The sequence below is a fragment of the Peribacillus sp. NPDC097264 genome (assembly GCF_050277925.1).
Taxonomy (GTDB): Bacteria; Bacillota; Bacilli; order Bacillales; family DSM-1321; genus Peribacillus.
The window spans coordinates 112,099-135,320 of record NZ_JBNNSR010000008.1 but is presented as its reverse complement, the minus strand read 5'-3'; the positions used below and the strand labels follow the sequence as shown (position 1 = coordinate 135,320).

Annotated in this window: 25 protein-coding genes and 2 riboswitches; of the genes, 14 read left to right on the top strand and 11 right to left on the bottom strand. The window is 40.8% G+C overall.

Annotated features, from left to right (window positions below):
- Nucleotides 1-13: 13 nt before the first annotated feature.
- On the bottom strand, nucleotides 14-1,042 hold the full coding sequence (locus tag ACQKL0_RS14605; protein ID WP_402986720.1) for an NADH:flavin oxidoreductase/NADH oxidase: 1,029 nt from the start codon (nucleotides 1,040-1,042) through the stop codon (nucleotides 14-16).
- Between the two features lie 188 nt (nucleotides 1,043-1,230).
- On the opposite strand from ACQKL0_RS14605, the gene ACQKL0_RS14600 reads away from it, so the two are divergent.
- The gene (locus ACQKL0_RS14600) at nucleotides 1,231-1,671 is read left to right on the top strand and encodes a MarR family winged helix-turn-helix transcriptional regulator (RefSeq protein ID WP_402874668.1); all 441 of its coding nucleotides are present in this window, start codon (nucleotides 1,231-1,233) and stop codon (nucleotides 1,669-1,671) included.
- A gap of 46 nt (nucleotides 1,672-1,717) precedes the next feature.
- Here ACQKL0_RS14600 and ACQKL0_RS14595 read toward each other — a convergent pair whose 3' ends face one another.
- Nucleotides 1,718-2,560 carry an aldo/keto reductase gene (locus tag ACQKL0_RS14595; RefSeq protein ID WP_427688295.1) on the bottom strand — a complete coding sequence of 281 codons (843 nt, stop codon included), beginning with the start codon at nucleotides 2,558-2,560 and terminating at the stop codon, nucleotides 1,718-1,720.
- Nucleotides 2,561-2,826: 266 nt separating this feature from the next.
- Here ACQKL0_RS14595 and ACQKL0_RS14590 point away from each other — a divergent pair, with 266 nt between their 5' ends.
- The 3 genes from ACQKL0_RS14590 (at nucleotide 2,827) to ACQKL0_RS14580 (ending at nucleotide 4,832) form a co-directional block, all read left to right on the top strand.
- Complete coding sequence (locus ACQKL0_RS14590; protein ID WP_427688293.1) at nucleotides 2,827-3,123, top strand: hypothetical protein; 297 nt, start codon at nucleotides 2,827-2,829, stop codon at nucleotides 3,121-3,123.
- 40 nt (nucleotides 3,124-3,163) lie between these two features.
- Nucleotides 3,164-4,303, top strand: a complete 1,140-nt coding sequence (locus tag ACQKL0_RS14585; RefSeq protein ID WP_427688291.1) for a CAP domain-containing protein — start codon at nucleotides 3,164-3,166, stop codon at nucleotides 4,301-4,303.
- A gap of 376 nt (nucleotides 4,304-4,679) precedes the next feature.
- On the top strand, nucleotides 4,680-4,832 hold the full coding sequence (locus ACQKL0_RS14580; RefSeq protein WP_407407404.1) for an anti-repressor SinI family protein: 153 nt from the start codon (nucleotides 4,680-4,682) through the stop codon (nucleotides 4,830-4,832).
- A 183-nt stretch (nucleotides 4,833-5,015) separates the two neighbouring features.
- On the opposite strand, the gene ACQKL0_RS14575 is transcribed toward ACQKL0_RS14580, so the two are convergent.
- The 6 genes from ACQKL0_RS14575 to queC form a co-directional block, all read right to left on the bottom strand.
- Complete coding sequence (locus ACQKL0_RS14575; protein WP_427688289.1) at nucleotides 5,016-5,756, bottom strand: alpha/beta hydrolase; 741 nt, start codon at nucleotides 5,754-5,756, stop codon at nucleotides 5,016-5,018.
- A gap of 344 nt (nucleotides 5,757-6,100) precedes the next feature.
- Nucleotides 6,101-6,256 carry a hypothetical protein gene (locus ACQKL0_RS14570; protein ID WP_427688287.1) on the bottom strand — a complete coding sequence of 52 codons (156 nt, stop codon included), beginning with the start codon at nucleotides 6,254-6,256 and terminating at the stop codon, nucleotides 6,101-6,103.
- Complete coding sequence (locus ACQKL0_RS14565; protein ID WP_427688285.1) at nucleotides 6,246-6,806, bottom strand: VUT family protein; 561 nt, start codon at nucleotides 6,804-6,806, stop codon at nucleotides 6,246-6,248. Before ACQKL0_RS14565 ends, ACQKL0_RS14570 begins: the two co-directional genes overlap by 11 nt.
- Before the next feature lie 52 nt (nucleotides 6,807-6,858).
- Nucleotides 6,859-6,901: riboswitch (PreQ1 riboswitch) on the bottom strand.
- A 153-nt stretch (nucleotides 6,902-7,054) separates the two neighbouring features.
- Complete coding sequence (gene queE, locus ACQKL0_RS14560) at nucleotides 7,055-7,783, bottom strand: 7-carboxy-7-deazaguanine synthase QueE (protein ID WP_407408591.1); 729 nt, start codon at nucleotides 7,781-7,783, stop codon at nucleotides 7,055-7,057.
- Entirely contained in the window at nucleotides 7,776-8,246 is a 471-nt protein-coding gene (gene queD, locus ACQKL0_RS14555) for a 6-carboxytetrahydropterin synthase QueD (protein WP_427688283.1), read from the bottom strand. The genes queE and queD overlap by 8 nt, the downstream gene beginning before the upstream one ends.
- Complete coding sequence (gene queC, locus ACQKL0_RS14550; protein WP_427688379.1) at nucleotides 8,246-8,908, bottom strand: 7-cyano-7-deazaguanine synthase QueC; 663 nt, start codon at nucleotides 8,906-8,908, stop codon at nucleotides 8,246-8,248. The genes queD and queC overlap by 1 nt, the downstream gene beginning before the upstream one ends.
- A 58-nt stretch (nucleotides 8,909-8,966) precedes the next feature.
- Nucleotides 8,967-9,009, bottom strand: a riboswitch (PreQ1 riboswitch).
- 185 nt (nucleotides 9,010-9,194) lie between these two features.
- On the opposite strand from queC, the gene ACQKL0_RS14545 reads away from it, so the two are divergent.
- The 8 genes from ACQKL0_RS14545 (at nucleotide 9,195) to ACQKL0_RS14510 (ending at nucleotide 18,018) form a co-directional block, all read left to right on the top strand.
- A complete protein-coding gene (locus ACQKL0_RS14545) occupies nucleotides 9,195-10,874 on the top strand; it encodes a methyl-accepting chemotaxis protein (RefSeq protein ID WP_427688281.1) in 1,680 nt (559 codons plus the stop codon).
- 541 nt (nucleotides 10,875-11,415) lie between these two features.
- A complete protein-coding gene (locus ACQKL0_RS14540; protein WP_427688279.1) occupies nucleotides 11,416-11,616 on the top strand; it encodes a hypothetical protein in 201 nt (66 codons plus the stop codon).
- 761 nt (nucleotides 11,617-12,377) lie between these two features.
- Nucleotides 12,378-13,559, top strand: coding sequence for a poly-gamma-glutamate synthase PgsB (gene pgsB, locus ACQKL0_RS14535; RefSeq protein WP_402873896.1), 1,182 nt, complete (start codon nucleotides 12,378-12,380; stop codon nucleotides 13,557-13,559).
- A gap of 15 nt (nucleotides 13,560-13,574) precedes the next feature.
- Nucleotides 13,575-14,024, top strand: coding sequence for a poly-gamma-glutamate biosynthesis protein PgsC (pgsC, locus tag ACQKL0_RS14530; protein ID WP_402957872.1), 450 nt, complete (start codon nucleotides 13,575-13,577; stop codon nucleotides 14,022-14,024).
- 10 nt (nucleotides 14,025-14,034) lie between these two features.
- Entirely contained in the window at nucleotides 14,035-15,291 is a 1,257-nt protein-coding gene (locus ACQKL0_RS14525) for a CapA family protein (protein ID WP_427650712.1), read from the top strand.
- 111 nt (nucleotides 15,292-15,402) lie between these two features.
- Nucleotides 15,403-16,983 (top strand): gamma-glutamyltransferase family protein, encoded by a 1,581-nt coding sequence (locus ACQKL0_RS14520; protein WP_427688277.1) that lies wholly within the window; start codon nucleotides 15,403-15,405, stop codon nucleotides 16,981-16,983.
- Nucleotides 16,984-17,045: 62 nt separating this feature from the next.
- Complete coding sequence (locus ACQKL0_RS14515; protein WP_402957878.1) at nucleotides 17,046-17,195, top strand: CapE family protein; 150 nt, start codon at nucleotides 17,046-17,048, stop codon at nucleotides 17,193-17,195.
- A gap of 181 nt (nucleotides 17,196-17,376) precedes the next feature.
- Nucleotides 17,377-18,018: a poly-gamma-glutamate hydrolase family protein gene (locus tag ACQKL0_RS14510; RefSeq protein ID WP_427688275.1), complete on the top strand. Its 642-nt coding sequence runs from the start codon at nucleotides 17,377-17,379 to the stop codon at nucleotides 18,016-18,018.
- A 341-nt stretch (nucleotides 18,019-18,359) separates the two neighbouring features.
- Here the strand turns inward: ACQKL0_RS14510 and ACQKL0_RS14505 are convergent, their stop codons facing one another.
- The 3 genes from ACQKL0_RS14505 to ACQKL0_RS14495 all read right to left on the bottom strand — a co-directional run bounded on the left by ACQKL0_RS14505 (nucleotide 18,360) and on the right by ACQKL0_RS14495 (nucleotide 22,006).
- Nucleotides 18,360-19,562, bottom strand: a complete 1,203-nt coding sequence (locus ACQKL0_RS14505; RefSeq protein ID WP_427688273.1) for an NlpC/P60 family protein — start codon at nucleotides 19,560-19,562, stop codon at nucleotides 18,360-18,362.
- A 393-nt stretch (nucleotides 19,563-19,955) separates the two neighbouring features.
- Nucleotides 19,956-20,627, bottom strand: a complete 672-nt coding sequence (locus ACQKL0_RS14500) for a DUF2642 domain-containing protein (RefSeq protein ID WP_427688271.1) — start codon at nucleotides 20,625-20,627, stop codon at nucleotides 19,956-19,958.
- Between the two features lie 23 nt (nucleotides 20,628-20,650).
- Nucleotides 20,651-22,006, bottom strand: coding sequence for an arsenic transporter (locus tag ACQKL0_RS14495; RefSeq protein WP_427688269.1), 1,356 nt, complete (start codon nucleotides 22,004-22,006; stop codon nucleotides 20,651-20,653).
- A gap of 270 nt (nucleotides 22,007-22,276) precedes the next feature.
- On the opposite strand from ACQKL0_RS14495, the gene ACQKL0_RS14490 reads away from it, so the two are divergent.
- A complete protein-coding gene (locus ACQKL0_RS14490; RefSeq protein ID WP_427688267.1) occupies nucleotides 22,277-22,771 on the top strand; it encodes an N-acetyltransferase family protein in 495 nt (164 codons plus the stop codon).
- 124 nt (nucleotides 22,772-22,895) lie between these two features.
- A complete protein-coding gene (locus ACQKL0_RS14485) occupies nucleotides 22,896-23,186 on the top strand; it encodes a HesB/IscA family protein (RefSeq protein ID WP_402873870.1) in 291 nt (96 codons plus the stop codon).
- Nucleotides 23,187-23,222: the final 36 nt, after the last annotated feature.

The window sequence follows — 23,222 nt, the reverse complement described above, 5'->3', positions numbered from 1 at the left end:
CCGGTCCATACTTTTAATGTTTGAATGCTAGTTGATATTGCTTTGGAAGCTCAATCTGTTTATTCAGCGTTTTAGAAGCCTCTAATGTCCAGTAAGGATGACGGAGCATCCCTCTTCCCACTGCCACCAAGTCGGCTTCTTCGTTACCAATGATCGAGTTGGCAAGGATCGGGTCTTCCAATCGGCCTACAGCAATTACTGGGACGTCCAGCGCTTTTTTGATTTCTCTCGCTAATGGCGTTTGATAATTGGCATGCGTGCCCGGTCTTCCATCAGCGCCAATCGGACCTTCTCCACCGGAGCTGACATGGAACATATCCACACCCGCTTCTTTAAAGACTTTCGAAAACTCGATGCTCTCTTCAATTCCATATCCTCCATCCACATACTCTTTAGCAGAGATGCGCATGATCAAAGGCATATCGGCAGGCATTTCACTTTTCGCCGCTTTAATGACTTCCACTCCGAACTTGGTCAGGTCTTTCCCGTATTCGTCTTCCCGCTTATTCGTAAGTGGAGAGGTGAACTGGTGAATTAAATAGCCATGTGCACCATGCAACTCAATGACGTCGAATCCAGCTTGTACCGCTCTTCTGACAGATAGACGGAACTTCTCGACCATTCCCTTCACTTCTTCCGTTTCCAAGGCTCTCGGCGTTTTATACGTTTCATCAAAGGCAATCGCCGATGGGGCAACAGGTGTCTCTGCATCTTCGGCTTTGCGTCCTGCATGGGCGATTTGGATGCCGATTTTTGCTCCATATTGATGCACTTCATCGACAATCTTAGTGAAAGCACCAACTTGATCGTCAGACCATAGACCAAGGTCGCGATTGGAAATCCGGCCATCCGGTTCCACATCGGTCATTTCCACGATGATCAAACCTGTGCCGCCAATCGCTCTGCTTACATAATGATGTTGGTGCCAGCTTGTCGGTACGCCATCTTCAGCCATGACTGAATACTGACACATAGGTGGCATGACGACTCTATTTTTAAGATCGAGATTTTTTATAGAATAAGGGGAAAATAAATCTTTCATAGTATCTAACTCCTTCTCAAAGTATTATAATGCATGCACATGCATTTATATCATGCACAAAAAGTAGTGTCAACTAATTCAAATCGACCGATGCTCAAATCGGCTATTGTCATTGATCCATCCTATTGGTACATTTAATTTAACGAATGGTACATGTAAAATAGGTAAACAGAGGGAGGCAAAAAGATATGTCCCATGAACAATCCCTTATAAATACTTGGTTATCCTTTACACATATACATGCCGAGCTCTCCAATGACCTTGATAGAGCCTTGCAGGAAAAGCACCAAATGCCCTTGAATGAGTTTTACGTTTTATTGTACTTATCTCAGGCACCCGAAAAAAAATTGAGGCTTTTGGAATTACAGCGGCTTGTCGGGTTAAGCCAAAGTGCCATGTCCAGGCTTTCCGTCAGGATGGAAAACAAAAGTTGCGGGGTAATAAAACGGCTCGGATATGAAGATGACCGACGTGGCGTATGTGCCCTCATCACGGATAAGGGTGAGCAGCGCCTTCGCGAAATGTTGGAAACGGTTAACGAAACGCTTAACACATCATTATCCAACAGTGACATGGGTACAGCCCTTGCTTTTTTCATGAATGGTCAATCATCGAGTAAGGACGATTGAATGAAAAAAAGAGATAGACTGCAAGCTCGTCTATCTCTGCCTTTCCTTAAAAATCGAAGTTGTCAGGATCTGGTCCGACTCGATGATTCTGATTCATTTCATTCATTCGCGCCATATCTTCTTCCGTTAGTTCAAAATCAAATACCGAGGAGTTCTCCACGATTCGATGCTCTTTTGTCGACTTTGGAATCGTCACGATTCCATTTTGTAAATCCCAACGTAAGATGACCTGGGCCACGGATTTTCCATACTTGGATGCAATCTCTTGAAGGTCCTTATTATCTAATAATTCACCTTGCATTAATGGAGACCAAGCTTCCAATTGAATGCCTTCTTGTCGGCAAAATTCCAGCAATTCCCTTTGAGTTAAGCGCGGATGACATTCAACTTGATTGACCATTGGCTTCACTTCTGCCTCATTCAATAAATCCTTCAGATGGTGGATTTGGAAATTACTTACCCCGATCGCTTTTACCTTTCCTTCTTTATAAAGAGTCTCCATTGCTCTCCAAGCCTCTTTATATTTCCCTTCGACTGGCCAATGAATCAAGTAAAGATCAAGATAATCCAAACCTAGCTTCTTTAAGCTAGTCTCGTAAGCAGCGATTGTCGATTCGTAGCCTAGTTCGGAATTCCAAACTTTTGACGTTACAAACAAATCCTCTCTTACAATGCCCGCTACCTCTAGACCTTCGCGGATTCCTTGCCCTACTCCCTCTTCATTCGCATAAATGGCTGCAGTATCAATGCTGCGATACCCGTGTTTAATGGCTACTTTGACTGCATTCACTAACTCTGGGCCTTCCTCCACTTTAAATACACCTAAACCGAACCAAGGCATTTCGACGCCATTATGTAATGTTGTTGTTGCTTGTAAACTATTGACCATAATCAGAAACCTCCAATTTTTATTATCCACTATAAGAAATGTCTACTGCTTTTGAGGCATCATCCACCTCACCATCCATTATGATATATTTTAGTAGTAAAATACAGTAATGTACTTTAAAGGATAAGACGTATGATGATTTACAGTGCTTGAAAGAAAGTGTTGAGCGAGAAACTGAAGATTGACAAAGGAAGGAACCCTTATGTCCCATGTAGAAAACTATATACAGCGGGGGAACATTAGGAAATGATTAATAGGAGGAAAACATGAGAGTACTATTTGAGTTAATCCGGATTCTTTTATTATTCGGTATTGTCGGGGCATTGTGTTCCGTTCTGTTAGAGAATGTGTATCAGAGTTTCGGAATAGATTATAATCAGTATAGCTACTTCGGTTCTGTGGCCATACTTATATTATTGTTTGTTTTATATAGAAACAAGTTGCAATTCAGTGGGTGGTACAAAGGGAAAAAAGAAAAGCTGCCAAAAAGGGTTACCCAGGTCCTTTTCTTATTCTCCATCGTATTGTTATCTTTACCTCCCCTATTACAGCTTATGAGCTAATCATTGGGAACGTAATTATATGTGAGTTGGGGTGAACGATGTGCGGAGTGTGATTAATCTATTGATTCTCTTTCTTCTTCTCGGCGGATTTTGGTATGGGTATGGAAAAGACATTCAGGAGTCGGGATTAAAGGCGGGAATCGGATCTTTCACGACGGATGTTCGCTCTCTCTTAACCAAACCTGAAGTATCAAATGCCATTGAAAAACTGAATACCAGAGTCAACCAGTTGATAGGCAAATTGACGGATACATTCGATCAAGCAAGAGATGAGGAACAAACCGAAACGAAAAAGGTGGATAAACCTGACTTGAAGGCCCCTGCTGAATCCTCCTTTTCGGTCCGTAATATCGAGCTTGGCGACACAAAGGAATCCGTCGAAAAGCAGGCAGGTGAGGCCAAACGCCATTCCCTGAACGAATATGGAGTAGAGTGGTTTGCCTATCATGAAAATTATCAAAATTTCTTCATGGTGGCCTACGACAGCAAGAATAGAGTCGTTGGTCTCTATACAAACCAGGATTTGATTTCATCCAAGCAAGGAATCAAACGAAATACACCCAAGGAAACCGTGACGAAAAAATTGGGTAAACCAATAACAAAACTGCTTAAAGGAAATGTATATTACCAGATTCAAAGCAATGGTGAATATGATACGTTCAAAATGGATAACAGCTTCGTCACGATTTTTTATGATAAACACGAGGATAATACAGTCACATCGATCCAAATCATCAGTGCAGGTCTTGAACAGCAAAAAAGCACCTATTTTGCCCCCTCCAGCCCGGAGCTTAAAAAGGGATTTGAATATCAACTATTCGACTTGACCAATGCCTCAAGGGTCAATCATGATCTTTCCGTCCTGTCATGGGATAAGCAGGTGAAAGTGACGGCCCAAGATCACAGTAAAGACATGGCCGTCAACCAATACTTTAACCATACTAATCTTGATGGGGAATCCCCCTTCGATCGGATGGAAAGTGACAAAATCTCTTTCCGCATGGCCGGAGAGAACCTTGCCGCTGGTCAGAACAGCAGTATCTTCGCCCACGAAGGCTTAATGAATTCCATCGGTCACAGGGAAAATAAATTACAAAAAGACTTTTCTTCACTGGGAGTGGGCGTCGCCTTTGAAGAAGATGAAAAGCCGTATTACACAGAAAACTATTTAAAAAGATAAGCCACTTTACATGCCGTAATCAGGAAAAGCCTGATCGGCTTTTTTATTTTCTTTAATATTCTGTTAATTTAGCATTTTAACTTGACTCCTACTTTATCACTGTAAGATAATACATAAGAGTAATAACATGGAAAAAAGACAGGATAACAGCCGCATCACTACATAGGAAAATGAGTAATGACACTCACGAATAAAGGCCCCATTTGCGAAAAGCCTAATGAATATAAGGGAGCCCTGACAAAAAACATCCGGAAAGTCACATAGAAGAAATTGAAAGTACGGAACAGCACTAAAACCCAAGAAGTCATTTTACTCTCTAACTTGCGCTGCTCTGGGTGAAAATAAAAAATACAAGAGGTAGATTGGGAGGGTGATCATGGAATCCGGGAACAGATTGAAACAGGAGCAACTCGATAAAATATGGCTGGCACTTATAATGGAAGCCAAAAAAAGTGGCCTAACGATAGAACAGGTCAAAAAATTCATCGAGAAGAACTCAAGTGACGAGCCTGCCCAAAAAATACGTTAAAAAAGTGGACTTCCAGGAGTCCACTTTTTCATCCAACAGCAAAAGGTGTGCGCAACTATGAATCAATGTACCTGGGATATTACGAGCTTGATTGGTCCCCTCACGAATCCATCCCTTTTCTAAACACTTTGGAGAATGGATGTACAGATAACACCTATATCATCTGCATGGGGAAAAGGCCGCCTACCAAACCAGGTTATTCAAGAACCGATGAACATCTTCATAAACTTGCTCCCGCTCTTTCCCCAATGTGATGATATGCCCTGATTGCTCATACCATATCAATTGCCTATGTTGCGTATCGACATCATTGAAGATCATGGGTGCACTTTCCGTATAGTCGGAATCGTCCAACCGGCCCTGTTGAACAAGAGTCGGTGCCGTAATCAAATCCAAATTTTCACTAGTATCTTCTATGACATGCAAAACATCTTTCAACGAGTGCATAGGCTCTTTTTCTAACCGTTTTATTTCTGCATCGATTTGGTCTGCGTCTTTGCCTTCGAATTTTTTGTAGGCCCTGGCATAACTGATCATACGATTATGTAATCGACTCACGTCTCTCCCTTGCATCGGGGCACACATGGAAACGACACCTTTCACAGGAAATTCCGTTCCCACTTTTAAAGAAAAGACCCCACCGAGGGAAATCCCGACAACGGCGATATCCTCGTACCCTCCTTCTTTAAGGTAACGGTACCCATCCACTACGTTTTTCCACCATTCCTTTGGACCTGTATGGATAAGTTCCTCAGCTGGCAATCCATGACCTTTATATAGAGGTGCGTGGCAGGTATAGTCGCGGTCATTGAGATAACGACCCAACTTCTTCATATCTGCTGTGCTTCCAGTAAATCCGTGAAGTAAGAGAACTGCTCTATCTCCACCTTTGTATGTGAATGACTCAGGTGCAATGACTTTCATACTATCTGCTCCTTTTCCTCAAGTTGTATATATTGAAATTTCTGATAAAATCATTAACTATTTAAAATAATCACCATTACCCCGATTATAGTACCTATGCCTTACTTAGGACAAGTGATGCGGTCCGAAGGACATTTTACTATGACTGGTTTTATTTAGCAATCTAAATTTTCCTTTTTTAGTTTAGCAATGATGTACCTTATATTTCGAGGTACATCCTGTTAATAAAAAGGTACGTAATCATACCGTACCTTTTCCCTTCTTATTATCGATAACCTTGTTTGACTACGCAGGACAGGAATCTAATTTCCTATAAGAAAAACCCGTTTAACAACGGGTTTTGTTTACTCGCATTCTCTCGATTCTAGCTTATCAAGGTTATGCTTTCTGTAGTTGGCACAAGAAAGCTTCAAGCATTCTCCCTGGACTTGCGGACCATATTTCTCGCGAAAAGCCTCCAAGCAATAGCACTTATCTTCTTCTTTAGTATCATCCACCAAGCGCATTCCCTCCATTATTGATCCGCTTATCAAGCCTTACATGGATTTTCCCCAATAGAATGGCCCCCATTGACTGAATGACCGTTTTGACAATAATCTGACCAACAATCGCGGCAGGTACAGAGGACCACGGCAAGATGTTCGCCCCCAGTGGACTAAGCCCAATCACCACAAATATTGCGGAATCGAAAAAGCCTCCAACTACCCCTGAGTAAAATACCCTCCAACTTAATGGTAGCTTCAATCGAGTATATATTTCCGTATCTGCCGTTTCCGCCACCACGAATGAAAGGGCTGAAGCAAATACGATTAATAATGTATCCCCTAACAAGAATGATACACTGGCTGATAAAATTAATGCCAGGATAATGCACAGATAAGTCCTTGCCCTGCCAAACTTATTTTGAACTAAATCACGGAAGATGAAGGTCCCTCCGATCAACAATGTCCCCATCGGGATGATGAACATACCAAATTGCAATGGCATAAAAGCGGCTGTCACCACATTCGCGGTCACAATGGACAATAAATACAATAGAACTCTAAACATTTCTTACAATCTCCTTTAATAGGAAAAAACAGCACCCTAAGAAAGAGTGCTGTTCTCCTTAGTTTTTTTGAGAGGGTAGCTAGAACCTCTTCCGCCTCAAGCGGATTATCTTTTTTCCTTTTTCATCTTATCTTGGATACGGGAGTAAATCAAGGATAAAAGTACCCCCTCGCGTATCTAAAAGTAAAGAACATATAATAGAAGAGAAACGGCATTCAATAGAAAGTATGACCTCCCCATCCTTTTCCTTACACGCCCCGTTTATTTCCCCAGATATACGTGTGCAGCTGGGGGAGCACCTTCACATCATTCAGTTCGTCATCGGCAATCACCCGATTAATTAACTGTTCATATTTCCCCAACAGTTCACTGACCAACTGCCGGTCGTCCGTCGTCACGCTGTCATCATTGCCTACCTGCAGGTAATAAGGAATGCCTGGATAGCGCGCATGTACAGTCTTCGCATATTGATAATCAGCTTCATCAAATACGACAATCTTCAAAGAGATTTGATTTTCATCCCTTCTATTGGAAAGCTTGGATAGGATATCATCAAGCACTTCAAAATCGGTCTTCATCCTTGAACTTGGCGGTTTTGGTGATATCGTCAGTTCATCAATATCGAGAAACCAATCCTGCCACCGGCTACCTTGTGTCTCCACGCCAATTCTGATGTTCTTCTCTTTTAAAAGGGTGATTAACTCAGCCATATTCTTCAAGAGGCCGGGATTACCCCCGGATATCGTCACGAAGGAGAAACCCTTGCCTCCCTTGAGTTTTAGCTCCTCCCATATTTCTTCAGCTGTCATGTGGACGATATCTTCCTTTCCTGTCCCATCCCAAGTGAAGGCGGAATCACACCAAGCACATGAATAGTCGCACCCAGCTGTCCGGACGAACATCGTCTTTTGCCCGATGACCATGCCTTCCCCTTGAATGGTCGGCCCGAAGATTTCCATGACGGGCAGCTTACTCACAGTCCATCCACTCCCGTCTTGCTTCAGCATAACTCGTCGGCGTTTCATAAAGACGGACAAATTCAACCCTAGCCCCTTTATAGTCCTTGTTTTGCAGGGCATCAGCCATCTTTTCATAAATCCAGACGACGATATTTTCAGCTGTTGTATTCATAAGTGGCAGCGTTTCATTCAAATAGCGGTGGTCAAGATGAATGTCGATTTCTTTTTTCCAGATCTCTTTGATGTCGCCAAAGTCAATCATCAACCCTCGGGAATCATTATAGCCGCTTATGCCAAAAATGACCTTATACGTATGGCCATGCAGATTCTTGCATTTCCCTTCATAATCATGAAGATGATGAGCTGCATCAAACGTGAATTCTTTGCTCACGAGCACCCGTCTTAGATGATAGTTCAATTGATTACGATGAATGTCCTGTTCTATTTTTTGAAGCTTATCGACAATCTTGAACCCATACATTATAGGTTCACCTGCCGTCTAATCACATAGTCATCCAGACCCTTTTTTCGAAGCTTGCATGCCGGACACTCCCCACAGCCATCGGCTATGATTCCGTTATAACAAGTCAGCGTCTTTTCACGAACGAAATCAAAGGCACCCAGTTGATCCGCCATTTCCCATGTTTCTTCTTTATTCAGCCACATAAGCGGCGTATCTATAACAAAAGACTGATCCATCGAGAGATTCAAAGTGACATTCAACGATTTAATGAACACATCCCGGCAGTCTGGATATCCGCTAAAGTCCGTCTCACAAACACCCGTTACAATATGCTTCGCCCCAATTTGGCTTGCAAGCACTCCTGCGAATGACAAGAACAGTAAATTCCTTCCCGGTACGAATGTAGACGGTAACTCCCCTTCTTCCCCTTCCGCCACGGCAATGTCACTTCTCGTCAACGCATTCGGCGCCAACTGGTTCAACAACGACATATCCAAAACATGATGCGGGATGTCCAGTTCCTTTGCAATATTCCGCGCACAATCAATTTCCAAGCTATGACGCTGATTATAATCAAACGTCACTGCCTCCACTTCCGAAAAATGCTTCATGGCCCAGAATAAACACGTCGTACTGTCTTGTCCCCCACTAAACACCACTACTGCCTTTTCTTTCTTCAACATTATGAAAAACTCCTTTTTTACGGAAAAAAGCAGCACCCTAAGAATAGAGTACTGCTTTTCCTTAGTTTTTTTGAGAGGGTAGCTAGAACCTCTTCCGCCTAAAGCGGCTTATAATCTTTTCTCTATAATCATAACGCAATATGCGGGATCATATCAATATATTCCATAAAAACAAAGAGATTCCCTGTCTTTTCAGCCCAATTTCCCCATTTCTCTTTAAATATCGGTCCCCATTTCCGATAAACAGAAGGTAAACTAATCTACCGAAAAAGGGGCCGTACACTTGAAAAAGATTAAAACAAAGGTATTGTTAGCATTTATGCTAGTCATATCTTTATGCATCATATTAGGAGCCTATAGTATTTACAGCAGCAATAAGTCTCTTAAACATTCTAGAGATATCATCGACCATGAATTGCCTCTTCTTATTAAAGATGAACAATTACTCTATAACCTTTCGCAAAGAATGGCATTTGTTAGAGGGTATATCCTATTTGGAGATGAACAATATAAAGAGGATTTCCTAGCTTATACCGAAGAAAGCAAACACCTACAAGAAGAGCTATTAGCCTTATCCGACTCTGAGAGAACGAAAGAAATCATTGAAACAAGCATTGATTGGAGAACCATGATTGAAGAACGCGTCTTTACCCAGTATGAGCAAGGAGATGAAAAACAGGCGAAAGAAATATTGCTGAATGAAGTAGCGCCCATAAGCACGGAAATAATGGATGGCTTCAAAGAGCTCGCTTCCGAGCGCGAAAAACTGATCGTCGCTTCCGGAGAGACCGTCATCAGCAGTGGAAAATCCGTTAAAACGACGAGTATCATTTTATCCATCATTACAGTCATAGCAGGAATTGGCCTTGCCCTTGTGACAGCCAACCTCATTACCAAACCGATCCTAAGGATCCGAGACAGGATGAAGCTAGTGGAAAAAGGTGAACTGAACCATGCACCACTTAAGCAGACATCAAACGATGAACTCGGGGAATTGACGTTTTCTACAAACGAGATGCAGAGAAACCTTCGCAATATCATCGAAAACATGCTGAATGTATCCGAATCCGTTACAAGCAAAAGCGAAAAGCTGACCCAATCGGCAAATGAAGTGCAACAAGGAAGCAGTCAAATTGCAACCACTATGTACGAGCTGTCAGAAGGCTCTGAGTCACAAGCCAACCAAGCAACGGAAATCGTCCGTATGGTGGAAGAATTCTCAGGAAAGATCCAAAAGGCACACAGTGAAGGAGAAGAAATTTCCCAAACCTCCACCGAGATCCTGTCCTTAACAAAAGAAGGAACAACCATGATGCACAAATCCGTACAACAAATGCAAACGATTGATAGGATTGTGAAACAGGCAGTCGATGAGGTAAAAGGCCTTGATTCACAATCCCAGGAAATTTCAAAGCTCGTTCAGGTCATACAGGACATTTCCAATCAAACCAACTTACTCGCTTTAAACGCAGCCATCGAGGCGGCACGCGCCGGCGAACATGGAAAAGGATTTGCCGTCGTCGCCGAAGAAGTTCGGAAACTCGCGGAACAAGTTACAGATTCTGTGGGTGACATTACTGGAATTGTTACAGCCATTCAAACAGGTTCAAAAACCGTCGTTCACTCCTTGGAAGATGGATATACACAAGTAGATGAAGGCACCCAACAAATTACCATTACCGGCCAATCCTTTGAAACCATCAACCATTCAGTGGGAGCCATGAGCACAAAATTACAACACATAACCAATGACTTACACTATATCTCTTCCAATAGCATAAAAATCAACCAGGCCGTCGAAGACATTGCAGCCGTTTCCGAAGAGTCAGCAGCAGGCATTGAACAAGTGTCCGCCTCAGCACAGCAATCCAGCTCTTCAATGGATGAAATCACCAATCATGCCAGTGAACTTGCATCATCGGCTGAACAGTTAACAGATCAGGTTAAAAGATTTCAATTATGATGAAAGCCGCTTCCCACGCCTACCTTGTGGGAAGCTTTTCCTTGCATTTAGCTATTCCTATGAAGTTAATAACAAATATATCCTCTCCATTAAAATTGTTTCAATATAGTGAATACGGGGAATAAACTAATAACAACACAAAACAAACTATAATAAAAAATTCACCATGAATCTTATACAGAGAGAAATAATTCAACTAACACTATTATTTTCTGAATATTCAATGTATAATTAATATTACTCTAGTAATATTTACATCAGTAAATAGTAGAATAACTACTTCCTCTCTAGAAGTGTCAGCACACTTTTAAAAAGCATTTGAACCAACTCTTAATCACTCTCATTTGAAACCAAATCAACAGGAGACTCTCTAAACAAACGAGATGGTCTCACATCAATATCGTATTCCAAACCAGAAAACTAAGTATATACAACTACTATACTAATTTATTATTTCCTATTTTTTAATAAAAGGTTAATTTTCACCTAAAGTGTGTTACTATTAACCTAATACTTTCTAACCAAACAAGGAGGAATTCATATGAAACGATTTTTCAAATTCATAGCAAAGTTAAACGAAGGGAAAGCCCAAGAAGAATTCTTTCGCAACGAATACGAAAATTACTTGAAGATGAATTCTGCCGATAAAGGAAACAGAAGATTAGCCCCTATGCTTTATGTTATAGATGGCGGTAAAAAGGACTCACATCCTGAGCTTTTAAATAGAATAAAATCTAGCTAAAGATAGCATCATCTTAAAATTGATTCGAGACTATCAATTTACAAAAAATACTCTCATCTATAAATAACATTTCATTTGATCCCTTATTATAAATGAATGTAAAAACACTCCAAAAACTCAGAATTTATTCTGGGTTTTTTTTAGTTCTACTATTAACACTATATTAATAGAAGAAACTAGTCTTTTTTTTAAAAACCCTTGTTTCCAAAAACTTTTAAGAGAAGGATTTTGACAATTTATTGATGTCACCTCATAGCCCCTCGGGTATTTCATATTAAAAAAACCCAAAAAGTATGGGGGGGTGATTTTACTCATCTTTATCCAATCCCAAAAAAGTAGCACTAAATGAGTCATTAGAATCAAAATACAGGAATAAAGAAAAAACAAACTAGTAGATTAGAAAATAAACGCATAAATAGGTATAAACAATTATAAAACAGGAAGGATCGTCTACATTAAACTCCTACAGTAGATACTAGGAATTGGGTTTTTATCCTTATAAAAAGAATTCATTATCCTATAAACATTATTTTTTATTCTCCATCTCATAATAGAATCATCATGAAATGGGGAATCCATAGAGTATTTGTCCTTACATGAATATTATAGCCATTAGTTACCATTACCCTCATTTATAGATTAATTTGGAAATTATTAAAATAAGCTATCTTGCTATAGAAAAACGACCCTTGCTTAATAAGTTTAAAATCATGTAGTGTGTATTCAGTAAATCAAATACATAAATAAAGAGAGGTTAAAAAATGGCACCGATATTTATATGTGCATTATTTTTGCTTGGCTATGGCATAGTCGAACAAAAACGCCATCAAAAGCGTCTCGACTCCATCCCCGTACGTGTCAACGTAAATGGGATCCGAGGGAAATCCACTGTAACGCGTCTTATTACAGGTGTGATCAAGGAAGCGGAGTACAAGACAATAGGAAAAACAACCGGAACTTCCGCAAGAATGATTTATTGGTTTACGGACAAAGAAAAACCGATCATACGTCGTCCAGAAGGACCGAATATCGGGGAACAACGTCGCGTAGTTAAAGAAGTAGCTGACTTAGGAACTGAAGCATTAGTTTGTGAGTGCATGGCCGTGCAGCCTGACTATCAACTAATCTTCCAAAATAAAATGATTCAGGCAAATATTGGGGTTATCGTAAATGTGCTTGAAGATCACATGGATGTCATGGGACCAACATTGGATCAAGTTGCAGAAGCATTCACTGCAACCATACCCTACAATGGGCATTTAATAACCATCGAGGGCGAACATTTAGAATATTACAAAGAAATTGCCAAACAACGTAATACGAAGGTAATCGTAGCCGATAACTCAAGGATCTCAGAAGAATTTCTACGTGAATTCGACTATATGGTATTCCCTGATAACGCCTCCCTTGCCTTGGCTGTTGCAGAAGCATTGGGCATCGATGAGAAAACGGCATTCCGTGGCATGTTAAATGCACATCCAGATCCAGGGGCCATGCGTATCACTAAATTTGGAGATGCTAGGCAACCGACTTTCTTCGTTAATGGATTTGCCGCCAATGATGCGTCATCTACATTGAATATTTGGGACAGGGTAAGTACCTTCGGATACAGCACGGAAGCCCCTATCGTAATCATGAACTGCCGTCCTGACCGTGTGGACCGTACAGAGCAATTTGCAAGAGATGTATTGCCTTACATAAAATCCGAAATCGTCATTGCCATCGGTGAAACCACTTCACCAATAACGAAAGCATTTGAGCAAGGCAAGTTAGATACAGTGGAATATTGGGATTTAGAAGAATGGTCAACGGAAGAAATCGTTGCCAAACTGCGTCCAGTCATGAAAAACCGAATCGTTTATGGTGTCGGTAACATTCACGGAGCAGCAGAACCATTAATTGACGCAATCATGAAAACTAAAACGAAGCAAAAAGCGAGTTAAGTAGGAGGAACCTTAATGTTTGGATCGGATTTATACGTAGCCCTAGTACTAGGGGTAACACTGAGCCTTATTTTTTCAGAAAAAACGGGTGTTGTGCCCGCCGGACTTATCGTGCCAGGTTATTTGGCATTAGTTTTTGATCAATGGCAAGTCATGCTGGTTATTATTATAGTAAGTATCTTAACTTATTTCATTGTCGCTCACGGACTTTCAAGATGGGTAATCTTATATGGAAGAAGAAAGTTTGCCGCAATGATGATAACGGGGATTTGTCTAAAACTCGTTTTGGATTTCGTCTACCCCGTCATGCCTTTTGAAATCTATGAATTCCGTGGTATTGGTATAATCGTCCCTGGCTTGATCGCTAATGCCATTCAAAGACAAGGAATGCCATTAACACTCGGCAGCACGCTTTTATTATCCGGAGTAACTTTCGGTCTAATGAACGTGTATTACCTATTCTGAGGTGGATAAAATGAAACGTACTTTAAACGCAAAAGAAAAAACACTTATCTTTACAAAGCGGACGAAGAAAAAGAATCTCAAATACACTGCAATCGTTCTACCGATATTGATCATCGTCTTAGTCGTAACATCTTGGTTGGGACGCACGAAAGACGTGGAGGTTGTTGCATCAAAACCAAACGATACCCTGACAATGTCAATGGTCGGGGATATCATGATGGGACGTTATGTTGAAGAAGTGACAGACAGCCATGGTTTTGATTACCTCTTCCGTTACATGAAGCCCTATTTCAATGCTTCGGATTATGTAAGTGGCAACTATGAACATCCTGCTCTAGCAAAGGACGTTTCTAAATATGAAGAAGCGGATACAGCCATTCGTCTAAATTCGTATGCAGATGGCGTGGAAGCTGTTAAAAATGCTGGATTTTCTGTCATGACTCTTGCGAATAACCATATGATGGACTTTGAAGAACAAGGATTGCTCGACACAATCGATGAATTCGAGAATGCCAAAATGGATTATGTTGGTGTAGGTCGGAATATTACAGAAGCGAAAGAAAACATCAATTACCAGGATGTTAAAGGCGTACGTATCGCTACTCTGGGCTTTACCGATGTATATGGTAAAAATGCGGTAGCCAAAAATAATCAAGCCGGATTATTGAATTCCAATCCTGACTTATTATTTGAAATGATCGGTGATGCCAAGGATGCTAAAAAAGGAAACGCAGACTTAGTTGTCGTCAACATGCACTGGGGCCAAGAATATGCAACTTCTGCGACAGGTCGTCAAACAGAATTAGCGAAAGCGGTGATCGATGCTGGTGCAGATATCATCATCGGCCATCACCCCCACGTCGTCCAATCATTCGATGTATATAAAGATGGACTTATCTTCTACAGCTTAGGTAACTTTGTATTTGACCAAGGCTGGACACGTACAAAAGATTCTGCGATGGTACAATACCATTTAACTGATGACGGACAAGCAACCGTTGATGTGGTTCCCTTGCAAATCAAGGAAGCTACACCAAGACCTGCTACATCTTCTAGTGATATATCGCGAGTTTTCCGTTGGTTGACGAAAGAAACAAGTGATAACGTGCAATGGTCTAAAAAAGATAATAAGATAGAGATTAAATTGGATCATAAACGTGTAATAGACCATAAAGAACAGCGTGAACAAGAGGAAAAAGCAGCCCAAGAAAAGAAAGCTGCTAAAGAAAAGAAAGTAACCCAAGAAGAGACAACTACTGAAGAATAGAAACATGAAGCACCATCATACAACTAGATAATACGTGAATAAGAGTCTAATAGCAGGTATGCTAGAAGACATACATCTTAGAAGATCACACCGAAAAGAGGCGATCAATCAGTGTTTTATCCTTTCACACGGAAAGTACTCCTTTCCCTTTGTTTGCTCATTTTTATAGCAGGATGTTCAAAAACTGATCCTCTTTCTGACACGCATGATACCAATGAATCATTAAACGATAAATCATATGGAGTTAGCTCTTCCAACCCTATCGCCGTAGAAGTAGGGATGAATATATTAGATAACGGTGGAACAGCTGCTGACGCATCAATTGCCATTTCTTATGCATTAGGTGTAACAGAGCCCTTTGGGTCGGGAATCGGCGGCGGTGGCGGAATGCTGATTGTACCCGAATCTGAGGAGCCTAATTTTATTGATTATCGTGAAACAGCTCCTGAACGTTCAAATTTAAAACATAATACCGGTGTCCCGGGCTTTGTAGCTGGGATGCAGGCTGTCCATGATAACTATGGAACCATTCCGATGGAAGACCTTCTTCAGCCGGCCATCGACCTGGCTGAAGATGGATTTGAAGTCGATAAAATGTTGGCCTCCCGCCTAAAGGCAGCCAAAGCAAGAGTTTCTTCACAGGAAACTCTCTTGTTTTATCCTGATGACGATTCGATTGAACCAGGAAAGGTTTTGAAACAAGAAGATCTTGCTGACACATTGAAACTGATTCAGCAAAAAGGGCCTGATGGGTTTTATAAAGGGAACATCGCACGGAATATCAAAAAAAGAACAGACGTAGACTTAATGGACTTAAAGCATTATGAAGTAAAAGAACGAGAGCCAGTCCAAGGCAAATTCGCCGGATATGATGTTTGGACCGCTCCCCCTCCCTTTTCAGGGATAACCGTCCTTGAAATGTTAAATCTCGCTGAAGAAGTCGACTTAAGCAATGCTTCAAATAAGGCAGATTATATGGAGTTACTAGGAGCCATTACCAACGCCTCCTATAAAGATCGAATTAACTATACCGGGGACGGAATCAGCGCAGACAAAGCTGAACAATTAGTATCTCCCCTTCATTTGGACAACCTGAAAAAAGAGATAAATAAAGGTGATTGGTCAAATGTAGAGTTCCAGTCTGAAGAACATGAAAGCACGACTCATTTCGTCGTCATGGATAAGTATGGCACAGTCGTTTCTACGACCAATACACTCAGTAACTTTTTTGGTTCCGGTGCCTATACGAACGGCTTTTTCTTGAATGACCAATTGAAAAACTTCCGCTCTGGCCTGAATAAAATCGATGAGCATAAACGCTCAAGGACCTTTACCGCTCCTACCATTCTTAAAAAACAAGGGGAAAAGACAATCGGAATCGGTTCGCCCGGTGGTGATAGGATACCGCAAGTGCTCATGCAGGTCCTGTATTCATATACAGAAGGTGAGGATACGTTCCAGAATATCATAGATCGCAATCGATTCGTATTTGATGGTAATACCATCTATACAGAATACCGCCCTTCGCCTGAAACAGCCTCTGCATTAGAAAGAGCCGGTTACAATGTCGTACAAAAAGTCGCCCCTGTGTTCTATGGTGGCGTACAGGTACTCGTTAGAAATGAAAAGAACGGTCGGTTATCAGGTGCAGCCGATCCTCGGAGAAATGGCAGTTGGCAAGCACAGCAATAAAGAAAACGCCTATACATCTTGAAAACATCTAAATTTTTATAGATCTATAAGGGGACGAGAAAATGAAGATATTAAAAAAAGTAGTAAGCTGGGTTATCCCTGTTGTTCTGATAGCAGTCCTGCTTGTAACAATGAATACGTTCAAACGGTCTGAAACACTGACTCCCGATGAACAAAAGAAAATAGAACAATATACAAATATCCAAGAGTAAAAAAACAGGTTGAACCTCATGAGGTTCAACCTGTTTTTCAATTGGAACTTAACATACAGATAAGACGTCCCCCCCATCCCATCAATCTCTACACCTTGGGTAATATAGACTCTCTAACTTGTTCTTTTTCTCTTTTCAGTTATACAATACAAGGAGAACGCAGGACAAGGAGGCAAATATGATGGAGAATGGATACTCAAGTTTCACGGAATTACAGCGGAATGAAAAAGAAAACACCGATTATAGCATTACGACTTTTCATCGTAATCCAGAATTAGCGATCTTTGCGATCCATGGCGGCAACATCGAACCGGGAACTAGTGAAGTAGCCCTCGCCCTTGGAGAAAGACTCCATTCAAGTACATATCTATTTGAAGGTCATAAACCAAGGGATAACAGCAAACTGCACATCACCTCCACCTCCTTCGATGAACCAACCGCCATACTGATGGCAAATAACGCAAATACGATTCTCTCCATACATGGTTATCGCGATTCCAATGAATCGTTAATCTATATGGGTGGCAGGAACGAGACCTATAAACATGTGATACAAGTAGCCTTAAAGGAAGCTGGATTTCAAACAGCTGAAGCACCGAAGCATTTGTTGGGGATGAATGAAAACAATATTACCAACCGTTGCAAAACCGGCGCTGGCGTACAATTGGAAATATCCAGGACTTTACGAAAACATTTTTTCCTAGACAGTGACCTTAAGAGGAAAAACAGGCATAACCAGACCGAAGTGTTGAGTCAATTCATTAGCGCTTTGGAGAAAGCCACCATTCACTACATGCTTAATCTGAATAAAAAGCAATTCTAGTGCAACGATTGGAATGGCTTGATCACTTATCAGGAGCTTGTCCTGCATCTTCCACACTTATGATTAAAACAATCTTTCAACCCTCAGAGGAGCCTTCTTGGGGGTCTAAAAGATTGTTTCAAGTCCCCTCCCTCCACTACTTCTTTTTCGATAAACTATGATACCCACATCCTTTGAGTCATAATATTATTCTGTGACTTCTACACAAAAGAAATTTATCGCACAAGCCTCATTTTCTTAATAAAGGTCATTCAACTTTGAAAAACTTCATTGAAAAAGAGGATATAAAAAAGAAGATAGATAGGGCCAGTTTCTAGCCCCCTCTATCCTGTCTCTTGCATTTAATTCATGATAAGTTGTACTTGGCCATAGCTTTCGAACTTCTGGGCAAAATACCCGGAAGAAAGGTCAGATATATGGACACCGGCTTTCTCGGTTGTATGGATAAAACGCCCATTCCCAAGATAAATCCCTACATGGGTTACACCTTGTCTTGTACCTGTATCCCTAAAGAAGACTAAATCGCCCGCTTTTGGTTCTGATATAGCCGGCAACCACTCATAGTAGTCGGCAGCAGAGCTACGTTTTATAGAAATCCCCTGCTCCTTCATGGCCCAGTAAATAAATCCACTGCAATCCATTCCAGTTAGCGGATCAGCCCCACTGAAAACATACGTGAACCCTCGTAAAGTATAAGCATATCTGATTACATCGTATGCATTGTCATATGCTGTTTCTTGTCCTTCGTAGAACGGGAATAGAAGATCACTGTATATTTGAAGGTATTGACCTTCCATCACTTCATTAGTCGGTAAAGCATTACGTTGTTTGATGGAGTTCATGTGAATGCTGTAATTGTTTGAAATGCTACTTAGCGTTTCACCCGGTTGTACGATATGTTCCCCTTTAGGTGTATACGTTTTATAGATAACTTGATATTTAGCAAAGTACTTTTCCGTACTATTTCTTATTTGAACTGTTTCTGCACCATATCCAGAATTGACGAATTTGTCTTTTCCTAGATAAATCCCTGCCGTCACCACTTTTGATGTGTCTTTTTCAAGGAAAAAGATGATGTCTCCCGCCTTAGGAACAGCCGTTTCCATCCCAAGTTTATAAAATCCGTCTACGGTTAAACGATCCACAGCCACATTCTGCTGAGAAAGGGCCCAATGAACCAATCCACTCGAATCAAAGCCTTTAGAAGGGGTCTCTTCTCCTGCTGTTTTTTTGAATCCAACAAATGTTTTTGCATAGTTGGCAATTCGTTTCCCTCTCTCCGCCCACTGATAGATGGAAGGAGTATATGCTGTCTGTATGATTTTAAGCTTTTGTCCTACATATAACTGGGTATCCGGTAAACCATTGATATTCATCAATTGTTCTGGCGTTATATTATAAATCGATGCAATGGATTCTACCGTTTCTTGCGAGGAAACTGTATGAATCCGATCTGCCGCATCAACTTTTGTACCAGGTGTAAAGGTCACTCCAACCATGACTAGTAATACAAGCAGCATGCTGACTAATAATTTTCTTCTCATTTTGAACCCTTCCTTTATGACTGGAAATACATACATAGAGCAGTTCCAGATTATTGGTAATATATATATCAGTTTATTAGAATGAGACTTTTTACTTACTTTCTCCAATAATATCGGTGATACTTATATATCCTTTAGACTATATATGACAAAAAGTTTATTTATATTAATCCTTTTTTAACAAAAACGACACATTTACATAGTATATTATACTCATATATTTATATACTAAATCTCGAAAGGACTTAGTGCCTAGTTAATAAGATTTATCTAGCCAGAAAGTTTTTCTAATATAACGGCGGAAGAACAAAAAAAGAGCTTGTTTTCTAAAAGGGGCAGCCTACCCTTTTTATAAACAAAAAAGGGAGAGGCCGGTATTCTGGCTTCTCCTTTTTATGGAACATGCACCGTTTGAATTTGCGTCAGGTTTAAATATATACGTTCTCCTTTGGCCGTAACCAATTCAACCATGCTATTTTCCGATTTTTTGAGTAACCCCATTCTCTTAGGGTCCTCTCCTCCATCAAAAACAACGAGCTTTCCTTCGATCGTTTTCAGCTGTTCTTCCAAGGATCGATAGAGCGGTAATGAGGTTGGGTTTATAGGGAATTGTTCATGAGTGAGCGAGTATGGTCTTTCCCCTTGAGTATAGGGGGTTAGCCATTTAAGATGATGGAGGGAAATATACATGAGCTTATATACCGGAGAGTAGAAAGTAAAGTAATCGTTGAAAACATTCATTATATAACCATGTAGAGATATTTTCCCAGTTACATAGATTTCCGAAAAGATGCCTTTCGCATACATCAACACTTTACGATAGGACATATCCGTTTTTTCTTCCGCTATATAAAACCCTATAGGGGGTGATATGTCGGAATTCTTCTGGCTATCTGTACTCAGGTTGAAGCGACGGACATGCAATATTGGAAAATAGAAAAACCGCTGTTCAGTAAATAACACGAGCATATCTGAACTAAGGTCTGTAAGAACGCCTGTAAACAGATTATGACCAATGAGTTGAAGTTCAATTTGTTTCCCAAGTAATGCTGAAGCATCACTCATTTGTCACTCCTCCTGGGGTTTCATTAGTAAAAGACCAAATGTACCCAATAAAATAGTAAAAGCAATGTCACCACTGTAGCCAACGGGATGACTCGTACGGTAACATTCACATACTCTTTCCATGTGATTTCCACTTTATTTTGTTTCAGGATATGCATCCAGATCAAGGAGGCAAGTGTACCGATGGGCAATAACAAGGAGCCCATATCACTCCCTATTATATTGGCAAGATAAATGGTTTTTAATGTGATGGGATCTAATCCCATTTCCGTCAACGTAATGGTCCCGATCATCAGGGCTTGATGATTATTGAAAATGTTCGATAGGACCGAAACAAGCCCTCCCATCACCAAACTCGCACTTAATAATCCTTTGTTGACAATCGGTTCACAGATTTGAACAAGGATGGCTGTAAGCCCTGCATTCTGAAGACCAAAAATGATGATATACATAGAGAACGCAAAGATAAGAATATGCCATGGAGTCTTCTTCAAAATATCTACGGGACTCGTGCGTAGATGATACCATCTCCAAATAAGCAATGATAATGAACCCATTACCGCAACCCACTCTATAGGTATCGATAGATAAGAAGCCACGAATAATAAACAGCGGACAATGAAGACATAGGTCAGTATCTTGAACATGAATTGTGTACGTTGCCTCTTTGTTTCCACCGTCGTATTCCCTTTTAACGGATGAAAATTTTTAGTGAAAAATCGTTCCTCAATGTCATAGGAATGGGAGGGCAATTTTTTAGGCAAATCTTTCTTGATGACCATGAACATCAACCATGACATGAATAACAGCCCCAATGTTGCAGGTACGAACATCATGGCTGTATGCATATAAAGCGTCATATCGACGATTTTCAAGGCAATCAAATTGACGATGTTACTAACTCCAATGGGTGCGCTGGATGCAGTGGCTATCAAGGCCCCACTCAAGAGATATGAAATGGTTTCGTGTTTCTTCATTCGAAGGTTTTTTAAAAGTAATATGAGGATGGGTGTCGTGATCATGATGCTCCCATCGTTATTAAACAAAAGCGTCATTAAAAAACATAATAATTGAATGTACCAATACAAACGATATCCGGAGCCTTTTGCAAGGGTTACAAGTCTCGCAGCAGCCCAATGAAAGAATCCGAAACTCTCCAGTATGACTGCCATGACAAGCGTTGCCATGATGGTGATGGAGGCACCCCCGATTTTACCGATGATATCCATTACATCCCCACGTGATACTATGCCAGTAAGCAATATGATCGCCGCGCCAAATGAAGCTGGCCAAGCTTCGTTTAGCCCTCGTGGTCTCCATAGTATGACAACCATTGTCATGACGAAGACAAAAATGGTCACCCCGATTTCAAAATGCATGATGTTCTCCCCTTTTTGGGCCTTGTGCCATTGGACCCTACTTGTCCGATTCTTATATATATATTCGTCATTAGGTATAAGGAGCGGGACAAGTAACCACGTCCACTAAATTGTGCCTTTGCCACTTTAGTGAACATGTCTCCTATGTAAAAGGGCCTAACGAAATACTTCCAGGACTCATGCCCACCATTTTTTTGAATTTCCTTGTTTAAAAAGAGAACTCTGCTATAATTTTCAGAAAAAAACTGGAAACCAGAAAGGTTGATTGACATGGAATTCACCATCCGTAGCATGCAAGTCGGCGACATCCCACAAGTTCAGCATGTCGCGAAGACAAGTTGGCATAGTACGTACGAAGGAATTATCCCCCTTTCCATCCAGGAACGTTTTTTAGATGTGGCCTATAGTGAAGAGATGATGAAAAAGAGGGTTGAACACTCTTTTGTTTTCGTGGTCGAAGTGGCTGAAAGGATTGTGGGATTTGCCGACTTTTCTCCTGTAAAGGAAGGTGGAGAAGTCGAACTGGTGGCGATTTACTTTCATCCGGAGTTTCAAGGAAAAGGTATGGGTACAGCTTTATTGCAAACAGGAATCGACCACTCCAAAGGTTGGAAAGAGCTTTTTATAAACGTTGAAGAAGAAAATGAATCGGGGACAGCCTTTTACCGGGCAAAAGGGTTTGAAGTTGTTTCTCAGTTTGATGATGACTTCGATGGACATGTCCTCAAAACAGTAAGAATGGCCCTGAAAAAGGAAGGATTCTAAAAAAGGGCTGTGAAATATTGTTATCCAAGAGAAAATGTTATTACTCTTGCCACGAACATGATAGAGTGAATATATGACTGCGCTTAACTTATGAGGCAGTGTCTAAACATTGGGAGTGAACAACTTGATAACCATCACTAAAAAGGCCCAGGAAGTCATTAAAGAGATGCAACGGAATATGGAAGAGGAAACATATTTACGGTTTGGGGTAACCAGTTCTTGCTGCAACCAGATGAACTATTATTTGAACCTTGTGCGTCATAAGACCGAATTAGAGGAAGTACTAGTTATAGATGGGATAAAGCTATTAATGAACCCTTCGGATGCCCGTTTCACGGATCAAACCGAAATTGATTTTCAAGACAATGGCTTTTTAATCAATAATCCAAATCCATTAGTATCACCGCTACAGTAAATAAACAAAAAGGGAAACCAGATGGATGGTTTCCCT